This is a genomic window from Sporosarcina sp. Y352 (assembly GCF_056786535.1).
In genome coordinates this window covers 1-22,128 of sequence record NZ_JBXCJE010000023.1, presented here as the reverse complement: position 1 = coordinate 22,128, position 22,128 = coordinate 1, and the positions used below count along the sequence as shown (strand labels likewise).

At 42.4% G+C, this 22,128-nt stretch carries 21 protein-coding genes, 1 tRNA gene, 2 rRNA genes, 1 other RNA gene and 1 other annotated feature; of the genes, 4 read left to right on the top strand and 21 right to left on the bottom strand.

What is annotated here, in order from left to right; translation table 11 throughout:
• From AC1TO6_RS20600 to ffs, 7 genes are all read right to left on the bottom strand, one after another.
• Positions 1-62: ribosomal RNA gene (locus AC1TO6_RS20600) — 16S ribosomal RNA — on the bottom strand; the annotation flags it as partial.
• A gap of 272 nt (positions 63-334) precedes the next feature.
• Entirely contained in the window at positions 335-598 is a 264-nt protein-coding gene (locus AC1TO6_RS20595) for a pro-sigmaK processing inhibitor BofA family protein (protein WP_482103450.1), read from the bottom strand.
• Between the two features lie 55 nt (positions 599-653).
• On the bottom strand, positions 654-866 hold the full coding sequence (locus tag AC1TO6_RS20590) for a YaaL family protein (RefSeq protein WP_482103449.1): 213 nt from the start codon (positions 864-866) through the stop codon (positions 654-656).
• A gap of 13 nt (positions 867-879) precedes the next feature.
• Complete coding sequence (recR, locus tag AC1TO6_RS20585; RefSeq protein ID WP_482103448.1) at positions 880-1,476, bottom strand: recombination mediator RecR; 597 nt, start codon at positions 1,474-1,476, stop codon at positions 880-882.
• Between the two features lie 11 nt (positions 1,477-1,487).
• Positions 1,488-1,808: a YbaB/EbfC family nucleoid-associated protein gene (locus AC1TO6_RS20580; RefSeq protein ID WP_482103447.1), complete on the bottom strand. Its 321-nt coding sequence runs from the start codon at positions 1,806-1,808 to the stop codon at positions 1,488-1,490.
• A 20-nt stretch (positions 1,809-1,828) separates the two neighbouring features.
• Positions 1,829-3,586: a DNA polymerase III subunit gamma/tau gene (dnaX, locus tag AC1TO6_RS20575; protein WP_482103446.1), complete on the bottom strand. Its 1,758-nt coding sequence runs from the start codon at positions 3,584-3,586 to the stop codon at positions 1,829-1,831.
• A 267-nt stretch (positions 3,587-3,853) separates the two neighbouring features.
• Positions 3,854-4,120: signal recognition particle sRNA large type (ffs, locus tag AC1TO6_RS20570), an RNA gene on the bottom strand.
• Between the two features lie 117 nt (positions 4,121-4,237).
• Between ffs and AC1TO6_RS20565 the strand changes: the two genes are divergently transcribed.
• Positions 4,238-4,330 (top strand) — tRNA-Ser (locus AC1TO6_RS20565).
• 132 nt (positions 4,331-4,462) lie between these two features.
• Here the strand turns inward: AC1TO6_RS20565 and thrB are convergent.
• Genes thrB through AC1TO6_RS20550 form a run of 3 tightly spaced genes read right to left on the bottom strand, consistent with a single transcriptional unit; the run spans position 4,463 to position 7,709 of the window.
• Positions 4,463-5,356: a homoserine kinase gene (gene thrB, locus AC1TO6_RS20560; RefSeq protein ID WP_482103445.1), complete on the bottom strand. Its 894-nt coding sequence runs from the start codon at positions 5,354-5,356 to the stop codon at positions 4,463-4,465.
• Positions 5,356-6,414, bottom strand: coding sequence for a threonine synthase (gene thrC / locus AC1TO6_RS20555; protein ID WP_482103444.1), 1,059 nt, complete (start codon positions 6,412-6,414; stop codon positions 5,356-5,358). The genes thrB and thrC overlap by 1 nt, the downstream gene beginning before the upstream one ends.
• Positions 6,414-7,709 carry a homoserine dehydrogenase gene (locus AC1TO6_RS20550; RefSeq protein WP_482103443.1) on the bottom strand — a complete coding sequence of 432 codons (1,296 nt, stop codon included), beginning with the start codon at positions 7,707-7,709 and terminating at the stop codon, positions 6,414-6,416. Before AC1TO6_RS20550 ends, thrC begins: the two co-directional genes overlap by 1 nt.
• A gap of 157 nt (positions 7,710-7,866) precedes the next feature.
• On the opposite strand from AC1TO6_RS20550, the gene AC1TO6_RS20545 reads away from it, so the two are divergent.
• A complete protein-coding gene (locus AC1TO6_RS20545; protein WP_482103442.1) occupies positions 7,867-9,237 on the top strand; it encodes an aspartate kinase in 1,371 nt (456 codons plus the stop codon).
• 159 nt (positions 9,238-9,396) lie between these two features.
• Here the strand turns inward: AC1TO6_RS20545 and AC1TO6_RS20540 are convergent, their stop codons facing one another.
• Both AC1TO6_RS20540 and AC1TO6_RS20535 read right to left on the bottom strand, forming a co-directional pair.
• The gene (locus AC1TO6_RS20540) at positions 9,397-10,065 is read right to left on the bottom strand and encodes a deoxynucleoside kinase (RefSeq protein WP_482103441.1); all 669 of its coding nucleotides are present in this window, start codon (positions 10,063-10,065) and stop codon (positions 9,397-9,399) included.
• Entirely contained in the window at positions 10,052-10,699 is a 648-nt protein-coding gene (locus AC1TO6_RS20535) for a deoxynucleoside kinase (RefSeq protein WP_482103440.1), read from the bottom strand. Before AC1TO6_RS20535 ends, AC1TO6_RS20540 begins: the two co-directional genes overlap by 14 nt.
• 320 nt (positions 10,700-11,019) lie before the next feature.
• Here AC1TO6_RS20535 and tadA point away from each other — a divergent pair, with 320 nt between their 5' ends.
• Positions 11,020-11,523, top strand: coding sequence for a tRNA adenosine(34) deaminase TadA (gene tadA, locus AC1TO6_RS20530; protein ID WP_482103439.1), 504 nt, complete (start codon positions 11,020-11,022; stop codon positions 11,521-11,523).
• Between the two features lie 22 nt (positions 11,524-11,545).
• Here tadA and serS read toward each other — a convergent pair whose 3' ends face one another.
• The 5 genes from serS to pdxS all read right to left on the bottom strand — a co-directional run bounded on the left by serS (position 11,546) and on the right by pdxS (position 16,528).
• A complete protein-coding gene (gene serS / locus AC1TO6_RS20525; RefSeq protein WP_482103438.1) occupies positions 11,546-12,823 on the bottom strand; it encodes a serine--tRNA ligase in 1,278 nt (425 codons plus the stop codon).
• Positions 12,824-12,934: 111 nt separating this feature from the next.
• Positions 12,935-13,151, bottom strand: a binding site (T-box leader).
• A gap of 81 nt (positions 13,152-13,232) precedes the next feature.
• On the bottom strand, positions 13,233-13,805 hold the full coding sequence (locus tag AC1TO6_RS20520) for an NUDIX hydrolase (protein WP_482103437.1): 573 nt from the start codon (positions 13,803-13,805) through the stop codon (positions 13,233-13,235).
• Between the two features lie 75 nt (positions 13,806-13,880).
• Entirely contained in the window at positions 13,881-14,960 is a 1,080-nt protein-coding gene (locus AC1TO6_RS20515; protein WP_482103436.1) for a hypothetical protein, read from the bottom strand.
• Positions 14,941-15,465, bottom strand: a complete 525-nt coding sequence (locus AC1TO6_RS20510) for an RNA polymerase sigma factor (protein ID WP_482103435.1) — start codon at positions 15,463-15,465, stop codon at positions 14,941-14,943. The genes AC1TO6_RS20515 and AC1TO6_RS20510 overlap by 20 nt, the downstream gene beginning before the upstream one ends.
• Positions 15,466-15,661: 196 nt before the next feature.
• Complete coding sequence (gene pdxS, locus AC1TO6_RS20505; protein WP_482103452.1) at positions 15,662-16,528, bottom strand: pyridoxal 5'-phosphate synthase lyase subunit PdxS; 867 nt, start codon at positions 16,526-16,528, stop codon at positions 15,662-15,664.
• 113 nt (positions 16,529-16,641) lie between these two features.
• Between pdxS and pdxR the strand changes: the two genes are divergently transcribed.
• Positions 16,642-18,057 (top strand): MocR-like pyridoxine biosynthesis transcription factor PdxR, encoded by a 1,416-nt coding sequence (pdxR, locus tag AC1TO6_RS20500; RefSeq protein ID WP_482103451.1) that lies wholly within the window; start codon positions 16,642-16,644, stop codon positions 18,055-18,057.
• Between the two features lie 19 nt (positions 18,058-18,076).
• Here the strand turns inward: pdxR and AC1TO6_RS20495 are convergent, their stop codons facing one another.
• From AC1TO6_RS20495 to rrf, 4 genes are all read right to left on the bottom strand, one after another.
• Positions 18,077-19,465 carry a serine hydrolase gene (locus AC1TO6_RS20495; protein ID WP_482103434.1) on the bottom strand — a complete coding sequence of 463 codons (1,389 nt, stop codon included), beginning with the start codon at positions 19,463-19,465 and terminating at the stop codon, positions 18,077-18,079.
• A 98-nt stretch (positions 19,466-19,563) separates the two neighbouring features.
• Complete coding sequence (guaB, locus tag AC1TO6_RS20490) at positions 19,564-21,027, bottom strand: IMP dehydrogenase (RefSeq protein ID WP_482103433.1); 1,464 nt, start codon at positions 21,025-21,027, stop codon at positions 19,564-19,566.
• A gap of 106 nt (positions 21,028-21,133) precedes the next feature.
• Positions 21,134-21,610 carry a glutathione peroxidase gene (locus tag AC1TO6_RS20485; RefSeq protein ID WP_482103432.1) on the bottom strand — a complete coding sequence of 159 codons (477 nt, stop codon included), beginning with the start codon at positions 21,608-21,610 and terminating at the stop codon, positions 21,134-21,136.
• A gap of 448 nt (positions 21,611-22,058) precedes the next feature.
• Positions 22,059-22,128: ribosomal RNA gene (gene rrf / locus AC1TO6_RS20480) — 5S ribosomal RNA — on the bottom strand; the annotation flags it as partial.

Here is a 22,128-nt window from a genome sequence, read left to right as displayed (position 1 = left end):
ACTTGCATGTATTAGGCATGCCGCCAGCGTTCGTCCTGAGCCAGGATCAAACTCTCCATAATAGAAGAAAATGAATAGCTCATTTCTTGCTGACTAGAATCCGAAGATTCTTGTGTGTGTTTCTTTTCACTCGACCAAAATCAAATTACTTCGAAACGTTTTGCTCAAGTGCGTTCACACTCTCGCGATATCTCATTGATGTTTTGCTGTTCAGTTTTCAAGGTTCATTTGGTTAGGAATTATGTTTCATTCCTTATTGTTTCGTCTGCCTCACTGGCGACATACATAAGATTACTACGTCTCAACAGATAAGTCAACACTTTATAAAACATTTTTATAAAAGTACTGCAAAAGTGCATAGCGCGGCAATTCCCGGTATCCCTAAAACAGCTAGTAATAACCCAGAAGTAATATTGACTGGTACATAGACACCGATAAACCCTCCAGCTACATTCATTGCAAAAAGAACTAGGAACGCAAGTGCCAATCGGAACCAAAACACAGACAACCGTTCTAACGCTTTGTGAATGTGCTTTTTGTCTACGAGTACTAATAGAAGAAGAACCAACCCAACAACGATAATACTGATAACCTTCACGGGATACACCTCTTTTATAAGAATGGTCCATTGTATGCGGTCCCGTGAAAATATATCAATTACTTCCTAGCCGTCTTGCTTTCGCTTCTTTATATAAGTAAAAGTGCTTAATTTCCGCTATTTTCCTTCTGGTGATAATTTCTTGATCATATTCATTGAGATACTTTTCAACGTCTCTCGCCTGTTCCCACTCAACTTTTGTTTCAACCATCAATGAATGTAGGCGTTCATCAAACTCTTTTTTTAACTTACTTTTTCGCCCAAACACTATAGAGGACCCCCTATAATTCCCGACGGCCTTCTAGCGCCTTCGATAATGTAACTTCATCTGCGTATTCAAGGTCACCGCCGACAGGTAGTCCATGTGCAATCCTTGTTGTTTTAATTCCAGAAGGTTTCACAAGCCTCGAAATATACATCGCGGTTGCTTCTCCTTCTATTGTAGGGTTCGTTGCCAAAATTAACTCTTCAACCTCTTCATTTTGCAAACGAACCAGTAGTGACGGAACATTGATATCTTCAGGACCAACTCCATCCATTGGAGAGATAGCACCATGAAGAACATGATACAACCCTTTGAAATCTCTCATTTTCTCCAGGGCAATAACATCTTTCGGATCTTGAACAACACAGATTAATGAACCATCACGTGTTGTATCCTGACAAATGTGACATGGATCGATGTCAGTAATATGTCCACAGACTGAGCAAAAGCGAAGGTTTCTTTTAGCGTCAACAAGGGCTTTTGCAAAATCAAGCACTGTATCTTCCTTCATACTTAAGACAAAAAACGCCAGTCGACCCGCTGTTTTCGGGCCGATACCTGGCAATTTCATAAAACTATCCATTAGTTTTGAGATTGGTTCAGGGTAATGCATTCGTGTACCTCCTAGAACATCCCAGGCAGGTTCAATCCTTTTGTGAATTGCCCCATCGTAGAGTTCGTTAGTTCTTCCGCTTTAGTCATAGCATCATTAGTGGCAATGACAATTAAGTCTTGTAGCATTTCCACATCTTCCGGATCGACGACAGTCGGATCAACAATTACATCAACAACTCGCTTATCTCCAGATACGATGACTTTCACCATACCTCCACCCGCTGCCCCTTCAAGACGCTTTTCATTCAGTTCTTCCTGCGCTGTAGCCATTTGTTTTTGCATTTTCTGCATTTGCTTCATCATGCCTTGCATATTTCCCATACCCTTCATGTGTGTTTCCTCCTCTATTTTTAATCATCATGCACTTCTATGAAATCTTTACCGAAAATCTTTTCCGCTTCAGTTACAATCGGATCGGCATTTTCCTGTTCGGCTTCCTTCACAAAAGAAAGCATTTCTTCTGCTGTCGAATCCTCATCAGTGTTTTCCGATTCTGTCTGTTTCGCAAGCCCGTTTTTTCGTATGAAGTCTCCCCTCACACTCAACCAACCATCTTCAGGAACATAAACGACTTCATACGCTTTCCCAGTACGCGATCGCAAAGCGTCTGATAGACCAGATCGAAGTGAAGGATTTTCTGACGCCATAAGGCAATGGATTTCATATTTGAATTTTAACACAAAAGCATTCTCAGATGCCGCAACCGGTTCTGTTTCTTCGAGAAGTGCAGCATGTGATCGTTGCATCGTTTGCATCATGCCAGCCCATTCTTCCCGAATTGTTTTAATGTCCTCTTTGGTTGCAGCTTTTAAAACCTCATGGATTTTACCTGTTGGAACTTTAAAGCCTTGCGAAGATTTCGATGCGTTTTTACGCGGTTGTGCTTGTTGAGCGACTGGTTGCGTATTCATACCGCCGCTTGACATCTGTTGCTGCAGCCCCATAATTGTCCGTTCAAGATCTGCCACTTTCTCTGTAAGCGCGGAATCGACTACTTGGCTACCGCTCCCCTTACTTAGTGGAATTTCAAGATGGATCATTTTCAAAAATGCCGACTCAATATAAACTTTGGCATGGTTGGAAAAGCGCATTTCTTGCTGTGTTTTCGCCAGTATGTCAATAAATAAATATAGCGTATCCAACTCAAATCGTTTCGCCATTTCTACAAAACGATCATCGCCAGGTATAAGCTCAAGTAAATCCTTTAAATCCGGTGCTGTTCTAAGAAGTAGAAGGTCTCGAAAAAAAGTGATTAGATCTTCCGCAAGCCTAGAAACATCTTTACCTTCGGCAATAAGTCGATCTAGCAATGATAGGACCGCTCCAGCATCTTTGCTATGTAATGCATCTGCTAGCTGATGAAAAATATCTTCACCAATCGAACCCGTTACAAGTAGTGCATCATCAGCAGTTATTCTTTCTCCGCTGAAGGACACTACTTGGTCGAGCATACTGAGCGCATCCCGCATTCCACCCGAAGCCGCCTGCGCAATTACTTTCAAAGCACCTTCATCGGACTCGATTTCTGCATCTGCAAGAACCGTTTTCATACGGTCCACAATATCATTAGGGGTTATCGGTTTAAAATCAAAGCGTTGACATCGCGAAATAATAGTCAGAGGTAATTTATGCGGTTCTGTAGTCGCTAAGATGAATACAACATGAGACGGTGGCTCTTCTAAAGTTTTCAATAGGGCATTAAATGCTGAATTTGATAACATATGCACTTCATCGATAATATACACTTTAAAACGGGCATTCGATGGGGCAAATCGTACTTTTTCAATAATGTCCCGCATTTCTTCAACACGCGAGTTCGACGCCGCATCAAATTCGATGACATCTGTATTAGATCCTTCTGTAATACTGAGACATGTCGAGCATTCGTTGCACGGTTCTTTCGCCGGTCCATTTTCACAATTTAATGCTTTTGCAAAAATTTTCGCCGCACTGGTCTTCCCTGTACCCCGCGGACCTGAGAAAAGATATGCATGTGTCGTTTTATTATGAAGGAGGGCATTCTGGAGTGTCTGTTTCACATGTTGCTGTCCGGACATCTCAGCAAAAGATTGAGGCCGATATACACGGTAAAAAGCTTGATACACCAACAGTTTCCTCTCCTTTTGACGCAATGCGCTAGTGTATCTAGTATAGCACAAATACATACGTGAATCTCTTATTCAATCACACCTCGGTATGATTGCACCCAAACTGTGTATTGAGCTTACTCAATACACTCCATTGCAGACTAACGAGGAGGGATTGAACTATGTCTTTCCACAGAAATAGTAATCCATAATACGAGAGCTTTTTAGCTTTATACGCAACAAAAAACTCGCCCATAGAAATGGACGAGTTGGATTATAAATTTAAAGCCGTGCACCTTCCTTCGACAGCCGCACATAAGCGTTACTCCTGTCGCCAGCTCGGTCTAGGCGACCCCGCGGCACATGAGAAATTCTACTTAATGCTGCTTCCTTCCGGACCTGACATGGTTCATAGGTTCCCATTGCGCGGGACCCAAACGTCAACACTGCGTGCAAGAGGCAGACCCTACAATACGGACAGCCTCGGGAAGGGATTCAGTCTTGCTAGAGCGGATTGCAAGTTACAGGACACCGCTATCTCCCCACCTAGCACGGCATTACTAAGTATACATCCCATAAGCAAAAAAATCAATCCAAAAACAAATTTGTTCTATTTCGTCGAAAACTGTTGACACTCTAATTCATACGTGATAAATTATGAATTGTTGATACGGAGGTATACCCAAGCTCGGCTGAAGGGATCGGTCTTGAAAACCGACAGGGGAGTCAAATCCCGCGGGGGTTCGAATCCCTCTACCTCCTCCATTTTTTCAACAAACTATATATGCTTGAAGTCTAATTCGTTAGCAGATAACGAATTTTTATTTTGCCAATTTTATCAGTTAAACCTCAAGAAGCGAAGCCCTTAAACGGGCCCGCTTCTTTTTTGATATCTATTCAATTAATCACAGCACCTGTAACAGATGGTCTGACAGCAATACAGTTATAGTAAGAAAAATCGCTCGCCAATTGTTTAGCTAGTTCATGCTCTCGACCTTGTTCCACCATTACAAATAACGAGGGACCCGCACCACTGATTGTCATGCCATACGCACCATACTCCCGGCAGCTTTCACGAATTCGTTCAAACTCAGGGAACAACTCCTTCCGATATGGCTCGTGGAAGATGTCCTTTTCCATCATGCGTCCTACAGTCTTCCAATCTCCATGTACAATTGCCGCGGAAAGCACATTTCCAGCTGCACTGCCGAGCACCGCTTCCGAATATGATAACTCTTTTGGCAATAGCCCCCTGGAGGCTTCCGTTAGTAGAGCTTCAGGCGGTACAAGAATTACAGCCCCCATTTGCGGTTCACGAATATGAATAGTGTCTATTTCTACACCATCAAAGTAGGAAATCGTCACTCCTCCTAGAAGTGCAGCCGAAATATTATCCGCATGCCCTTCATACTCACTTCCCAGCAATACCTTTTCCTTGGATGTAAGATTCAACTTCAGTAGTTGATTTGCAATTTCAATGCCTGCCGCAATTGCCGTTGCACTGCTTCCAAGTCCTTTGCCAAGCGGAATGTCCGAACGAACGATTAGCAAAGAAGCGGGTGCCTTGTGTCTATTGCGCTCAGCAATATCTGTAACAGTCTTGACAATCAAATTATCTTCTCCGGTCGGCAAACCCTCAAAACCGTCATCTTCATAGATAACTTTCCAAGCCTCTGCAGGCGTTACATCAATAGTCATATAAAGATCTAGTGCAAGCCCGATACTGTCAAAGCCAGGACCAAGGTTTGCCGTCGATGAGGGAACTACGACGGAAAAACTGGATCCTTCCATTATGCTTTCCCCGCTTTCAACCCACTAAGAAACGCATCAAATTGTTCACGAGTCATCATTGGTTTTTCTTTATTCACTTCAATCGCTGTCTCCGGATCTTTTAAACCATTACCCGTCAATATCGCGACTACAGTTGAGCCTTTCTTCAGCAAGCCATTTTCTACTTGCTTTTTAACGCCCGCGATTGAAGCGCATGAACCAGGTTCTGCAAATACACCTTCTGAAGAGGCAATTAAGCTGTATGCTTCCAAGATTTCCTCATCCGTTACAGCGAGAACAGTTCCATTTGATTCTGATAATGCAGTATTGGCCAGTTCCCAACTTGCCGGATTACCAATTCGAATTGCAGTCGCAACCGTTTCAGGATTTTCGAATACGCGATTATAAACAATCGGTGCGGCCCCATCGGCTTGTACACCAAGAAGAACCGGCTTCGCAGTTCCTTTCTTATCTGCATATTCTTTAAATCCTTTCCACGCCGCAGAAATATTACCTGCATTTCCAACCGGAAGCGCAAAAATATCCGGTACTTTCCCAAGTTGCTCTATCGTTTCAAATGCAATGGTTTTTTGACCTTCTAAACGATAAGGGTTAACCGAGTTTACCAGTGCAACGTCTCCCTCACCTGCCGCACGGACCATATTAAGCGCATCATCAAAGTTCCCTTCGATTTCTACAATCTCTGCTCCATACATTTTTGCCTGTGCAAGTTTACCAAGAGCGATTCTGCCTTCTGGAATAACAACAATTGTCCGCATTCCAGCACGCGCGCCGTATGCCGCCGCCGATGCAGATGTATTGCCTGTCGATGCACAAATTAGAACCTTTTTCCCTTCTTCTTTCGCTTTTGCGACTGCCATGACCATACCGCGATCTTTAAAAGAACCTGTTGGATTCGTCCCTTCCGTTTTTACGTAAAGGTTAATTCCCCATTGTTCGGATAAATTCTTCATATGAATGAGAGGAGTATTTCCTTCTTGCAACGTCAGCTCAGGCGTATTCTCCGTCACCGGTAACCATTCTTTATACTCTGCGATTAATCCATTCCATCTTTTCATCATTCTTCCCCCTCTACCCGGTAATGGCTCATTACGCCGATCACATTAGGTGTTTCATTCAATTCGTTTACAATATCAAGATGTTGTTGGCGCGAAATTTGATGTGTGATGAAGATAAGGTTTGCGTTCGCTTCTTTTTTGTCAGAATGCTGAACGACTGTCGCTAAACTCGCACCATGCTTGCTGTATATGGACGTCAAATTGGTCAGAACACCTATTTCGTCTTTCACAAGAATACGATGGAAGTAACGTGCGAATTTAGCACTGTCGCTTTTCACTTGTCGTTCATACTGTGGTGCGTGCAACCTTTTGCCATTTACACCTAAGAGTAAATTTCGGCACGCTGCGATAATATCTCCTGTTACAGAAGTTGCAGTCGGCAAAGACCCTGCGCCAGGTCCGTAAAACATCGTCTCTCCAACCGCGTCCCCGTATACATATACCGCATTGAATTCATTGTTTACCGATGCCAAGGGATGAGAATTCGGGAAAAATACGGGTTCAACCGCTATTTCAACACCATCTTCATTCTTTTTGGCTGATCCCGCCAGTTTAACTGTATAGCCAAACTGCTCCGCGAGTTCTAAATCGCCTTCTCTGATTTCCTTCAGCCCTCGGACAAATACATCTTCCAGCCGGACATCTGTGGAGAATGACAGCGACGCCAAAATGACCATTTTACGCGCCGCATCAATTCCATCTACATCCGCTGATGGATCCGCTTCTGCAAAACCAAGTGCCGTCGCCTCTGCCAATGCATCTTCATACGACATTTTTTCATGCTTCATTTTCGTCAATATGAAGTTTGTAGTCCCGTTCACAATACCCGTCAATGCACGTATCCGATCTGATGCTAGCCCGTCCTCGAGAGTACGGATTAACGGAATCCCACCGCCGACACTTGCTTCGTAAAATAAGTCACACTTATTTTCATCAGCCAACTTCAATAATTCAAGTCCCGATTCAGCCATGACATCTTTGTTTGCCGTTACAACACCTTTTCCACCCCGGAGAGAGCGTTCAATCGCCTCTTTCGCTTCAAAGGTGCCGCCCATCACTTCAACTATTATATCAATAGAGGGATCACCGATTACTTCATCCAGATCTGAAGTAAATACATCTGAAGAGAGCATCGTATCCCTTTCTTTAAATAAGTTTTTCACGAGAACTTTCTTAATTTTCACAGTTACGCCGAGTTTATGTTGCAAGTCTTTTTGATGCCCCAGCAAAATTTTAGCCACTCCGCTCCCTACAACTCCGAATCCTAATAGTCCAATGTTAATTTCATTTTTCATTTGACGATTCCCCTAACTGTATGTACACTATGAAAAAACAATTGTTCTTTGCATAAGGACATTATAGTGAAATATTCGGACATTAACAACCCATTTATGATAAAGTCACTAAATTGATAGAATTAACCCATTATATAATAGATTGGATTTGATGAATATGAAAGTCTGTAAATTTGGTGGAACGTCAGTTGCGTCTGCCGACCAAATAAAAAAAGTCGCACAAATCGTTTCTGCTGATCCGTCCCGGAAAATCATTGTTGTCTCAGCACCGGGCAAACGCTTCAGCACAGATGAAAAAGTAACAGACTTACTTATTCAACTTGCTGAAAAGGCTCTTAAGGGAGAAGACACACAGAATGAATTGGCAGAAGTAGTAGAACGATACGAACAGATTGCCACTGGACTAGGTCTTTCAATGGAAATTATCTCTGTCATCGAAAATGACTTGCGGGAACGTCTAAATAACGATAAAAATGACACTAACCTATTTATGGATTGCTTGAAAGCATCAGGAGAAGATAACAATGCGAAGCTGATTGCAGCCTATTTTGCACATATTGGATTGGATGCACACTATGTTTGTCCAAAAGAGGCCGGTCTACTTGTGAACGAACGGCCTGAGCGGGTACGTGCGCTGCCCGAAGGCGATGATCGTCTAGTACAATTACGAGATAAACCAGGCATTATTGTTTTCCCAGGCTTTTTTGGCTACACAAAAGAAGGCACACTTCGTACTTTCAACAGAGGCGGGTCGGATATTACAGGGTCCTTATTAGCGGCCGCGACACAAGCCGAGCTGTATGAAAATTTTACGGACGTCGATTCAGTCTTTGCAGCCAACCCAAACGTCGTAGATAACCCTGTCGGCATCGAAAAAATGACCTACCGTGAAATGCGGGAATTGGCCTATGCTGGATTCTCTGTTTTCCACGATGAAGCGCTTATGCCCGCATTCAGCCGCTCCGTTCCTGTATGCATTAAAAACACCAATAATCCAGAAGCTCCCGGTACACTTATTGTCAATGAGAGAAACTACTTTGCGAAGCCAGTCATCGGCATTGCTGCAGACAGTGGATTCTCAACACTCTTCGTTGATAAGTATTTAATGAACCAAGAGATTGGTTTCGGACGGAAGTTACTGCAAATTCTAGAGGAAGAAGAAATTCCGTTTGAACATACGCCATCGGGTATCGACAACTTGTCGGTCATCATTCGTAGTAAATTTCTCAACGCGGCTAAAGAAGAGCGGATTGTACGTCGAGTGAAGGAGGAACTGAAAGCAGATCATGTACATATGCATTCCAATTACTCTATGATCGTCCTCGTGGGAGAAGGAATGCGACATTCCACTGGACTTGCTGCCCGTGCCGCCTCCGCAATCGCACGTACAGGTGCCAGTATTCAAATGATCAACCAAGGTTCTTCTGAAGTCAGCCTTGTCTTTGGCGTTCATAAAGCAGACGAGACGAAGATATTAAAAGAACTGTATGCTGAATTTTTTCTGAAGTCTGCTATATTGTCAATTTAATGGCGGGCGCATCATCTATATTAGATGATGCGCTATTTTTTTAACATTGATATGGATATTTTTAACAATGGAGCTTGTAAGATTATAAAAGCGAAAGAAACCCGAAGTCTAGTCAAAAAAAAACAGCCTATGTAAAAGGCTGCTTCGTTACAATATTGTTCATTTCTTCAAAAGTGCTGTCTGCTCAAGTGCATGACCGATTCGTTCTATAATTGTCTCCACTTCTAGTGGATTAGCAACAAGGTCATAATCATTAATATCAAGGCGCAACACGGGACAAGCGTTGAACGAATTTATCCAATTCTCGTAACGCCCGTACATTTCCTCCCAGTATGCAATTGGCGTCTGCTGTTCCATTTGGCGTCCTCGCTCTTTGACTCGCGCAATAATGCCATCCAATGGCCCTTCCAGGTAAATGAGCAAATCAGGGTGTGGGAAGTAAGGCGTCATGACCATCGCTTCAAACAAATTGGTGTACGTATCATAATCGACTGGATTCATCGTCCCTTTTTCCATATGCATCTTCGCAAAAATTCCTGTATCTTCATAAATTGAACGGTCTTGGATAAAGCCACCACCGTATTCAAAAATCCGTTTCTGCTCTTTAAAACGTTCTGCCAAGAAATAAATTTGTAGATGGAAGCTCCACTTTTCAAAGTCATTGTAAAAAAGGTCGAGATATGGATTCTGATCGACATTTTCAAATGATGTTCTGAATTTGAGCGCTTCTGCAAGTGCCTGTGTCATTGTAGATTTTCCAACGCCGACTGTCCCTGCGATTGTTATAACAGCGTTTTGAGGGATGCCGTACTTTTCACGTAAGTTCATTCAATTTGTCTCCTTTTTGTATCGTTGCATCAACAGTGTCTAGTATGAATTGTAAATCCTTTTCGTTATTAACGAAATCTAGATGATCCCCATTGAACCTAAGAACGGGAATTTCAGGATGCGCTATTTCAAAGTATGTGATAAACGCTTCGTAATCTTCTGCGAGCTGCTGTAAATAGGCAGGATCCATATTTTTCTCAAAATCTCGACCACGCAGTGAAATCCGTTTCATCAGTGTATCTAGACTCGCATGTAAATAAACGATGATGTTAGGAATAGGCATGTCCTTCGTCAAAATCATATAAATTTCCTCGTACTTCACATACTCTTCAGGACTTAGTGTTCTTTTCGCAAAAATTAAGTTTTTAAAAATATGATAATCCGCAACAACCGGCTTCTGTTCAATCAATAGTTCTTTATTTGTATCACTGAGCTGTTTGTATCGATTACATAGAAAAAACATTTCAGTCTGGAAACTCCATTCCTCGATGTTATCGTAAAATTTATTTAAAAATGGATTTTCATCCACAATTTCTTTTAGTTGATGAAATTGTTGCGTATCAGTGATGGCTTTGGAAAGTGATGTTTTCCCAACCCCAATCGGGCCTTCGACCGCTATGAACGGAACAGACATCAGAAGTCCTCCTTACGTCGTAATTAAGTAATGCTCTTCATTTTATCACACGACTGAAATGAAATATAGATTGCACAATTATCTTAATTGCCCAACAAAATTATTCCACGTGGAACAATTGAAATGCGAAAGCGGCCGCTTAGATGCGACAGGCATAAGACGGAACAGTGAAGCGGCGCTTTTTGCAGCGCAGCCGTGCCGACTTATGACCTGAGTATCTGGCTGCTGTAGCTAGACAATCGAAAAGCGCAAGCGACTGTTTAGAAAGCCAACCTACATTCACCTATAAAATGCTACAATGTTTGCAAGGAGAGATGACTTTGACTACCTTTAAAAAAGACCAGCTATACATGCAGATGGCAATTGACGAAGCGATGAAAGCACAAGCGCTTGGTGAAGTGCCTATCGGCGCAATCATCGTTCATGACGACAAAGTGATTGCACGGGCACATAATTTACGGGAAACCACCCAAAACGCCGTCACGCACGCGGAGTTGTCCGCCATTCAGGATGCATGTAGCGAAATCGGCAGTTGGCGGCTTGAAGATACAACGTTGTACGTGACACTCGAGCCATGCCCAATGTGTGCAGGTGCGATTTTGCAGTCCCGAATCCCGCGCGTTGTCTACGGTGCCCGTGATTCGAAAGGTGGCTGCGTTGACTCGTTGTATCGCTTATTGAACGACCCTCGATTTAATCATGAATGTGATGTGGTTGAAGGCGTGCTGGCGGACGAGTGTGGGGAGATGTTGACGGCATTTTTCAGGGCGATTCGTGAACGGAAAAAGAGATTGAAAAAAGAAATCGTGCAGGACGTCGAATGACGCCTTGCACGATTTCTTTTTTTTACAAGGTAATGACTTCTTTCCCGCCCATATAGGGACGTAGAACTTCGGGAATAACGACAGAACCGTCTTCTTGTTGATAGTTTTCAAGAATGGCCGCCACAGTCCGTCCTATTGCCAGCCCACTACCATTCAATGTGTGAACATATTCGGGTTTCGCACCCACTTCGCGGCGGAAACGAATATTTGCACGACGCGCTTGGAAATCTTCAAAGTTAGAACAAGATGAGATTTCACGGTACAAGTTTTGTGTAGGAATCCATACTTCTAAGTCATACTTTTTAGCAGCTGTAAACCCTAGATCGGCTGTACACATTTTCAAGGCACGATACGGCAATTTCAACAATTGTAATACTTTTTCTGCGTGCCCCGTCAGCTTTTCAAGTTCATCATAAGAATCTTCCGGTTTCACAAAACGAACAAGCTCGACCTTGTTGAACTGATGCTGACGGATTAAACCGCGTGTATCCCGACCAGCTGATCCCGCTTCTGAACGGAAATTTGTGCTGTATGCAGCAAATGCGACTGGTAATTGCGCTGCATTTAGAATTTCATCACGGTGGAAGTTCGTGACAGGTACTTCAGAAGTGGGAATGAGGAAGTAATCCTCTTCATTGACCAAAAACGCGTCTTCTTCAAATTTGGGTAGCTGTCCAGTACCCGTTAAGCTTGTACGGTTTACCAAATAAGGAGGTAGCATTTCTTCATAACCATGTTCTTCGATATGGAGGTCAAGCATGAAGTTAATCAATGCGCGCTCTAGACGCGCTCCCAACCCACGATAGAAAACGAAACGGCTTCCCGTTACTTTTGCAGCACGTTCAAAGTCGAGAAGATTTAAATCCGTTCCTAGTTCCCAGTGGGGCTTCGGCTCGAATTTGAAGTCAGGTTTTTCACCCCACGTACGCACTTCTACGTTATCGTCTTCGCTATCGCCGACAGGTACGCTGTCATGCGGGATATTAGGAATACGCATCATGATGTAATCCAATTCTTCTTCCACCACATGTAGTTCTTCATCGAGTTTTTTGATTTCATCCCCGACTTCACGCGTCCGCTTAATAACATCATCTGCATTTTCTTTATTGCGCTTCATTTCAGCTACCTTTTTAGATACTTCATTGCGCTCTGCTTTCAAAGTTTCAACGTTTGCAATCAGTTTTCTACGTTTTTCATCGAGATCTTGAAATTTATCAAGTTGGGAAATATCTTCCCCGCGTTTAGATAGCTTCTCTTTCACTTCGTCGAAATTTGCTCGTACTTTTTTAATATCTAACATGGCTATTTCCTCCTTTTTTTTTCAGACGAGGATGGTAGGTAGGTGACGAAAACAGCGTGTTCACCTGGAGTCTTGGAGCCAGACAACAAAAAAAAGCCCTCGAATCCCTATAAAAGGGACGAGAACTACCCGCGTTACCACCCAAATTGACTGGACAAAAGTCCAATCCACTCCATTGAAATAACGGCTCAATTGCCGGCTCAGGCCTACTAAATGGTTCAGCCCAGCTACTCAGGGACGGATTCACAAGTGTCTATACCGGCTTGCACCAACCGCCGGCTCTCTGCAAAAGAACATTCTTGTTATTAATTCCCATCATCGTCTCGTGTTTGAAATTATAACAACTTTACTACATGGCTGATTTTTTGGCAAGTCATTCAGATTAGGATGTATTCACTGTCTTCTTTAATCACACAAGGAATAATGCAACTTGCTCAAAATAGCTGGTTTCATGGGGGACAAAATCATTCAGACTGATTACTACCGACGTCCCGTCATGGATATTACTGCAGTTCACTGCCGTGACTTCTGACAAAAATAGTTGAATCAAGGCTCGCCTCTCCACGACATGGATACTTTCAACTTCTTCCAATTGCAAAGAAAAATCGCTTGCCCTCAAGGTGGATTTATACAGAAAGATGTTCGTAAACTCATGATCAATAAAGTTTGACAGTTCGATGCGATCTTGAACGACGCCTTTTGAATGCAGCTTCGATAACTCAACATCAATGCCCAGTTCCTCTTCCACTTCCCGGACACCGTCTGCCACTGTTTCAGTTGAAAGGATATGCCCCGCGGCAGTAATGTCAAACAAACCAGGAAAATCCTTTTTCACGTTACTCCTTTTTTGAATATAAACAAACTTTTCGTCCAGTAGCCAGCAATGGAACGTTTCATGCCATAAACCATCGCGATGAACATTATCTCTAATTTCATCTCTCAAGTAGATATAGTTTTCATCAAAAACTTTTAAGCGTTCCATTCTAATCATTCCTTTCAAGTATAACGAGACCATCCTCTTTTAACGAAGGTGGCTATTACAACGACCCTATCTCAACTACTCTCTAGATACATTTGTAACCTGTAATAAGATGATTTTCTCTTTATTCACTAATTGAATCGTGTAGTTGTCGCTTTTAAGCGTATCCTTAATTTCTTTTGATGCTAAATACGTCTGAAGGGCTGCCTCAATTTCTAAAATAATTTGTTCGTCTGAATTTTCTGGTAATGCTGTTTTAATCCAAATATCTGTCATGCCGTCTTTTACCTTATAGCTGATTCCCGTCACATTGTAAATGGACTTGCCGGCTAATGCTGCATGAATATTGCTTGCAATATATGACCAGCGATTATCTTGGCTACGATGTGCTGCATTGTAATAACGTAATTTAACATCCTTAATGTCTAATTCATCTTCATCAATTTCCTCGATAACGAAGTTTTGGATTGCCTCCGCTTCCTTCACATGATCTGGCATATCGATTTCAATTGTGTATGAAGAAAATTCTTCTGTAGTGCCGTATGTAACTTGTTCAGCCAATTCGGGGTAACCGTAAGTTACGAATGCATCGCGAATAACAGCACCTACATTGTCCATTAGCTGACTCATTTTATGATGTTTTTCCGGTAACTCTTCACTACCTTTAATTTGAGTAATGTTTAATTGATATTGATCGATGCCTAGGTCATATAAAACCTGCTCAAGTTGAGGTACCAGCACTTTCTTCATTGTTACCAGACTGTCTTCACCTTTCATCAATACGATTTCAATTGTATAAGGATTTGGCCTTGAACCAACGGATGATGCCTCATACCCCGATCGTTCAAGAATCTCCATAATCTTTGAATGGAGCGAATCGACAGCTGAAGTGTCGCCCACCGGGATTTGAAGGGGTAAGATTTTCGCTGCCAAAGAGGCCATTGTTGAGGAATACAATGGTGAACTTGCCAATAATAATAGAAGAGCGACGGCCACTGAAAGCAAAATCTTTTTTTTGGATGGTTTTTTCTTTATAGCCATTTTACTCTCGAGCAAAATACGCTTTCGCAGTTGTTCTTGATACTCTGGCTTCATACGAAGGTTTTGATTTAGTTTATCAAAAGAGTTATTTAGCTCATCATCGAATGAGTGCTTCATAGTCATATCCCCCTTCTATCAGCTTGGATTTTAATTCCTGTAAACCTCGTTGTAATGTGCTTTTCACTTTACTATTTGACCAACCCAAAATTTCAGCCGTTTCTTTCGTCGAAAACTCTTTTAGCTTACGCAGAACGATCACTTGCCTGTAAGACGGTTTCAATTTTTGTAAGGCATGAGTCAAGACTACTTCCTGTTCGTCCATTTCCATCAATTCATGCGGTAAAGGTGCTAAATCACGATCATTCAATGATAGATCCAAATAGTGTCGCAACGGATTCTTTTTACGCAAGTAATCTTTCGTGGTATTTTGAGCAATGCTAAATAACCATGTTTTCACACTCGATTGATGTAAAAAAGTTGAATGCTTTCGATAAGCTTTCATAAATGTTTCCTGTGTTAAATCTTCCGCGTGCTGATAGTCTTTCACCATCATCAAGATGTATGTAAATATAGCTTCACCATAATCGTCATACCATAATGCTACAGTTTCTTGGATATTCACGGATTTCCATCTCCCCTCTTCCTACTAGATATGTGGAAAAACTTATTCTAAGAAATTCTTTAACTCAACTTATATACTTAGACGCAAGTAATAAAATTCGGTCGCAAAAAGGCTCTTAAAAATAAAAAAAGAAGAGGATAATATGCTCGTATACTGAACATATTATCCTCTTCAATTTATAATACAGTTTTATTTATTACCAACCGCGCTCAGACATACGCTCTTCTGCTTGAAGCGTACCAATTTCCAAACCTTTCATCGGTTCGCCGATGTCTTTGGATAGTTCACCAATCAGTTTGTAGTCTTTAAAGTTTTCAGTTGCTTTTACAATGGCACGTGCAAATTTCTCAGGGTTCTCTGACTTAAAGATACCCGAACCTACGAATACGCCGTCTGCGCCAAGCTCCATCATGAGTGCAGCATCCGCTGGTGTCGCCACACCACCAGCAGCATAGTTTATCACGGGAAGACGTCCGTGCTTTTTAATCGCAAGTAGAATTTCATATGGTGCACCAAGATTGCGAGCTTCCGTCATAACTTCATCTTCGTTCATATGAACGAGTCTCGTCACTTGTGCATGGACCATACGAAGGTGACGTACTGCCTCAACGATATTTCCTGTTCCCGGTTCGCCTTTCGTACGAAGCATTTTAGCGCCTTCTCCAAGTCGCCGTGCTGCTTCTCCTAAATCACGTGCTCCGCAGACGAATGGTACGTTGTAAGCATTCTTCAACAAGTGGAATTCTTCATCGGCTGGCGTAAGTACTTCACTTTCGTCAATGTAATCAACACCCAATGCTTCAAGAACACGTGCTTCTGAAATATGTCCGATACGCGCCTTCGCCATGACTGGAATCGAAACAGCGCCTTGTACGTCCGTGATGATGCGTGGATCCGCCATGCGCGCAACACCGCCCGCTTTTCTAATATCGGAAGGGACACGTTCAAGTGCCATTACTGCGATTGCACCCGCCGCCTCTGCTATTTTTGCCTGCTCTGCATTAATGACATCCATTATGACGCCGCCATATTTAAAGTTCATGTTCATTTCCCCTTTTTTTATTGTCGCCTCTTAACAGGCGCAACTTCTTTTCTTATTGTTCAGTATAATGTAATATGACCTTATTGAAACCCCCAGTCTCAAACAAATTAGAGGGGTCAGTTGGAGTGATTGTTGTGGAAATGTTATTAATCAAATTAGAGAAAAGTATGGAAACCCCGTTATATGAGCAAATTTATAATCAGATTCGACAGGACATAACAGATGGTAAATTACCGGTCGGTATGAAACTTCCTTCCAAACGTAAGCTTGGTGATTTTCTATCTGTAAGTCAGACAACGATTGAACTTGCCTATGCACAGCTCGCAGCGGAAGGGTTTATTTCATCAAAACCTCGAAAAGGCTTTTATGTACAGGAAATTGAAGAGCTTGCTTACGTCCAACCGGTTGAACCTTCAGAGGAAGCACTTGCCAAGAAGATTGAAGATGTAACTTTTGACTTCTCTCCGGGTAAAATCGACACGGGGTCATTCCCTTTTTCACAGTGGAGGAAGTACGCAAAAGATGTTATCGATGAATCGTCCAGTGATCTCCTTCTTCTTGGGCACCCTCACGGAGATTTGGAGCTTCGACAAGAGATTGCACGCTATTTGTATCATTCGCGCGGTGTTGACTGCACTGCAGCGCAAATCATCATCGGATCCGGGACAGAACAGCTCATGCCGCTTGTTATTCGGATCCTTGGGACAGAAGCGACGTACGCAATTGAAGATCCCGGCTATCCGTTGACTCACCATGTTTTTTTCCACAACTACCGAGAAGCAATTCCAATTGCAGTCGATGAAGAAGGGATGGATGTAGGGTCCCTACAGGACTCAGGAGCGTCCATAGCATATGTCACTCCCTCACATCAATTCCCTACAGGTATTATCCTCTCAGCGGCACGTAGGACAGCCTTGCTGAACTGGGCTTCATCGGATGACAACCATTTTATTATTGAAGATGATTATGACAGTGAGTTCCGATATACGGGACGACCAATCCCTTCTTTGCAAGGTATGGATAAAGGCGGCAACGTCATCTATTTGAGCACGTTTTCAAAATCACTGATGCCATCTCTGCGGATAGCATATATGGTGCTACCCCCACTGTTACTCAATCGATATGAAAAAGCATTTATCCACTACTCGGCTACAGTACCGCGGCTTGATCAGCATATCCTCGCCCGTTTCATGGCTGGTGGACACTTTTCACGCCATCTGAACCGGATGCGCAAAATATACAGACGTAAACTTTCAGGATTAACGGAAGCGCTCCTTCCCTACGCTCCTTACGTTTCATTTTCAGGCGATGAAGCAGGCATGCATATCATCCTTACCGTTCATATGTCCAAAGATGAAAAGGCTTTATCAGAAATAGCCCTAGAAAATAGGATCCGGGTGTATGGTTTAAATGACTACAGGACAGCACCAGTGGCAGGTGAGCCATCCTTTCTCCTCGGATTCGGTGGTCTTTCAACGGATGCCATCAAACTAGGAATCGAAAACCTCATGCGTGCATGGTCCATTAAAAAAGGCGAGGAATCCAATTAAGGATTCCCCGCCTAATCTTTTATTTAAATAAACCTTTTATAAATCCGATTGCACCATCCCATATACTTACAAAGAAATCGCCAATCGCACTCATTGTAAGCGAGAACCAGCCGGCCTTCTCAACAGCTTCTTTCGTTACAACTTCAGCTGCTGGATTTTCAGAATCTATGAAACCGTAATCAGTGCCTTCTGTTTTCACGAGATTCACATGACCGACAACTGTTCCTTTTTTGATTGGTGCTTGGAGTGCACCGTCCTTCATTTTGGACTCATCGATTACCAATTCAGGTACAAACAAATCTTTTTCACTTGTTTTCACCATCATGCTGATGGGTTCCTTTACCTCGATGGCAACGGTCTTTTCTTTCCCTTTGATGACGTCAAGTGTTTTTGCATCTTTGAATTGATAGCCTGCAGGAACAAATTCCACTTCAGAGAATTGGCCAAAACCGTAATCGAACAGCGCACGCGTCGCATCGAATCTTGCTTTGTACGAACCTTCTCCCTTTGCATCCACCGCTTTCATAACAACTGCAATCACTCGTTTACCGTCACGTGTTGCCGTACCAGTGAAATTGTGACCTGCAAAGTCGGTCGTACCTGTCTTCAAACCATCGACGCCTTCATATTCATAGACAAACCCTGGAAGCATGAAGTTCCAGTTGTCCATTTTAGTTGCATCGGACGTACCTTCACGGAATACTTTCGAATTGATTTTCGTCGTCTCCAACACTTTTGGGTAGTCTTTTAGCAGTTGATAGGCAAGCTTTGCAACCGACTTTGCGGGCATAACGTTTTCATCCTCTTTGCCCGTCCCTTGCGGATGCATCCCTTGAAGGTCTTTATTATTTAAGCCTGTCGAATTGACAAATTTATAATCTTTCAAACCCATTTCTTCAGCTTTTGCATTCATCAGCTTCAGAAATTCAGTTTCTGTTCCCGCAATCGTTTCAGCAATTGCAATTGTTGCTGCATTCGCGGAATAAATCGCTAACGCTTCATACAGCTCTCGAATTGTATATGTACCGTCTCTCCGCAACGGTACATTACTGAGACGGAGGTCCTGTGAAACGGCATATGTATAATCGTTCACTTTGTATTCCTGATCCCAACTTATTGTACCTTCCTTGATTGCTTCAAAAAGAATATACTCAGTCATCATCTTTGTCATACTTGCAATACCAAGTGGCGTATCTGCATTTTCTTCATAAAGTATTTTACCACTTTCCGCATCAATTAGAATTGCGCCGTCGACATAAATGCCAAGTGCTGATTCTGCCTGAGCTGGAGCTGTACCGAGTGTCGTTAGTAGCAGTAGCGGCATTAACATGAATGCCACCAATTGTCTCATTTTTCGTTTCACCGTAATACCTCCGTCGTTGCTATTTCCCCAAAACCATTTTATCATATTTATGCTACTCCATGGGAACTAAACCGAAAAAGCACCTTTCCGCTCATATGTAGACGCAGGAGAGGTGCTGAAGTTCCTTCATTTGTACTCAAAACTCAAAGTGAATAGTTTGGAGCTTCTTTTGTTATTTGTACTTGGTGTGGATGGCTTTCACGTAAGCCTGCACCCGTCATACGGATAAACTGTGCTTTTTCACGCAAATCACGCAAATCTTTTGTACCGCAATAACCCATGCCTGCACGAATTCCACCAACTAACTGATGAATTGTATCTGAAAGCGAACCCTTATAAGGCATACGTCCTTCGATTCCTTCCGGTACAAGTTTTTTCGCATCATCTTGGAAGTATCGGTCTTTTGATCCCTTTTCCATCGCGGCGATCGAACCCATTCCACGGTACACTTTAAAACGGCGTCCTTGGAATATTTCAGTGTCTCCCGGACTTTCTGTCGTACCGGCAAGAAGACTTCCAAGCATAACAGCATGTCCTCCTGCTGCTAGTGCTTTAACGATATCGCCTGAATACTTAATCCCGCCATCAGCAATAATCGTCTTTCCTTGCCTCCGTGCTTCTGAAGCACATTCATAGATGGCTGTGATTTGTGGAACTCCGACACCGGCAACAACACGTGTCGTACAAATCGACCCTGGGCCAATACCTACTTTTACAACATCAGCGCCTGCTTCATAGAGCGCGCGTGTAGCTTCCACTGTTGCAACGTTTCCAGCGATAATATCAAGTTCCGGGAACTCTAACCTAATCTGAGCAACTACATCCAGAACACCTTTCGAATGTCCGTGTGCTGTATCAATAACGATTACGTCAACTTCAGCATTCACAAGTTTTTCAACACGTTGCATTGTGTCAGTCGTAACGCCAACTGCAGCACCTACCAGAAGCCTACCCTGCTTGTCTTTCGCTGCATTTGGGAATTCAATTACTTTTTCAATATCCTTAATCGTAATCAAACCTTTGAGGATACCATTTTCATCAACAATCGGAAGCTTTTCAATTTTGTATTTTTGCAATATCTTTTCAGCATCTTCCAATGTAGTACCTACAGGAGCCGTCACAAGATTCTCTTTCGTCATTACATCATCAATGACAAGTGAGTAGTCTTGGATAAAACGTAGATCGCGGTTTGTCAGTATGCCGACAAGCTTTAATTCTTCGGTATTGTTTACAATCGGAACCCCAGAAATACGATATTTGCTCATGAGATGTTCAGCGTCGAAAACCTGGTGTTCAGGTGACAGGAAAAATGGATTTGTAATTACACCATTTTCAGATCGTTTTACCGTGACTACCTGTTCAGCCTGTTCTTCAATGCTCATGTTTTTATGAATGATGCCAAGTCCGCCTTGACGGGCCATGGAAATTGCCATCTTAGACTCCGTTACTGTATCCATTCCCGCACTGATAACTGGAATATTTAACTTTACTTTATCGGTTAGACTAACGGAAAGTGATACATCTTTGGGCAATACGTCTGAAGGTCCCGGTATTAGCAACACATCGTCGAATGTCAGCCCTTCACGTGCAAATTTTGTTTCCCACATACCAACAAACCTCCTATTAGTTTCAATTGAATATTATTAAAATGTTATCAGCGGTCGCAATGACTGTCAAGGTAGTGGTGATAAGTAAAAGTATTGCTATTATTCGCTAAATAATTTTTGCAATGGACTTCTTCATTTTTAGCGGTGAAGTTTGCGGTGCAAACCTTTCCACTACATTCCCCTCACTGTCAATAAGAAACTTCGTAAAATTCCACTTGATACCCTCTGATAACAATCCCTTTTTTTGAGAAGTCAAAAATGTAAATAGTGGTTCAGCATGTTCACCCTTCACATCTATCTTAGCAAACATTGGAAAGTTTACCCCAAAGTTGATTTCACAAAACTCCATCGTCTTCTCGATATCATCGAATTCTTGATCATTGAAGTTATCCGATGGAAAGCCAAGTATGACGAGACCTTGGTCTTTGTTTTCCTCATATATCTCTTGTAACTCTTTGAACTGATTGGCAAACCCACATTTGCTCGCTGTGTTTACAATAATTAAAGGTTTTCCTCTAAAGTCTTCCAACGCTTGAATTTCACCATTCGTTTTTTTCACTGAAAAGTTATAGACTGAATCCATAGATTCATACCCCCTTTTTGGATTGTGTTTAAAGAGTAAGCTGAACTAGACATAATTACAAGGATTCAGGATTGAGAAGTTATGTAAAACAGATACTCAATTTATTAAGTCTACGGTACAGTATGTCTAGTACGATATTTCAACTGGTTTATAGAATTTGTTTACCAGAACTAACTATGATCTATTTCACTTTCATTAGGATTATAAACTGACGATCTTATATAAACATAAAAAAACCATTATCCGAAGGCAGTGACTTTACTTTGAGACCGGCGTCGTCCGGTTCTCACGTATCTCATAGGCTTCAATCCTCCTACCTTCGCTTCCTCGAACTCTACTGTCCCTCGCCTATCTCGCATTCCATTGAATTAGTTCAATATAACCTTCGGTTAAGATCTATATAAACATAAAAAAAAGCCACTGCCCGAAGGCAATGACTTTACTTTGAGACCGGCGACGTCCTACTCTCACAGGGGGAAACCCCCAACTACCATCGGCGCTGAAGAGCTTAACTTCCG

Coding starts and splice junctions, on each gene's coding strand:
- recR (WP_482103448.1), bottom strand. CDS start 1,476: ATGCATTACCCTGAACCAATCTCAAAACTAATGGATAGTTTTATGAAA.
- AC1TO6_RS20580 (WP_482103447.1), bottom strand. CDS start 1,808: ATGAAGGGTATGGGAAATATGCAAGGCATGATGAAGCAAATGCAGAAA.
- thrB (WP_482103445.1), bottom strand. CDS start 5,356: ATGGAAGGATCCAGTTTTTCCGTCGTAGTTCCCTCATCGACGGCAAAC.
- thrC (WP_482103444.1), bottom strand. CDS start 6,414: ATGAAAAGATGGAATGGATTAATCGCAGAGTATAAAGAATGGTTACCG.
- AC1TO6_RS20550 (WP_482103443.1), bottom strand. CDS start 7,709: ATGAAAAATGAAATTAACATTGGACTATTAGGATTCGGAGTTGTAGGG.
- AC1TO6_RS20545 (WP_482103442.1), top strand. CDS start 7,867: ATGAAAGTCTGTAAATTTGGTGGAACGTCAGTTGCGTCTGCCGACCAA.
- AC1TO6_RS20540 (WP_482103441.1), bottom strand. CDS start 10,065: ATGAACTTACGTGAAAAGTACGGCATCCCTCAAAACGCTGTTATAACA.
- AC1TO6_RS20535 (WP_482103440.1), bottom strand. CDS start 10,699: ATGTCTGTTCCGTTCATAGCGGTCGAAGGCCCGATTGGGGTTGGGAAA.
- serS (WP_482103438.1), bottom strand. CDS start 12,823: ATGTTAGATATTAAAAAAGTACGAGCAAATTTCGACGAAGTGAAAGAG.
- AC1TO6_RS20520 (WP_482103437.1), bottom strand. CDS start 13,805: ATGGAACGCTTAAAAGTTTTTGATGAAAACTATATCTACTTGAGAGAT.
- AC1TO6_RS20515 (WP_482103436.1), bottom strand. CDS start 14,960: ATGAAGCACTCATTCGATGATGAGCTAAATAACTCTTTTGATAAACTA.
- AC1TO6_RS20495 (WP_482103434.1), bottom strand. CDS start 19,465: ATGATAAAATGGTTTTGGGGAAATAGCAACGACGGAGGTATTACGGTG.
- guaB (WP_482103433.1), bottom strand. CDS start 21,027: ATGTGGGAAACAAAATTTGCACGTGAAGGGCTGACATTCGACGATGTG.
- AC1TO6_RS20485 (WP_482103432.1), bottom strand. CDS start 21,610: ATGGATTCAGTCTATAACTTTTCAGTGAAAAAAACGAATGGTGAAATT.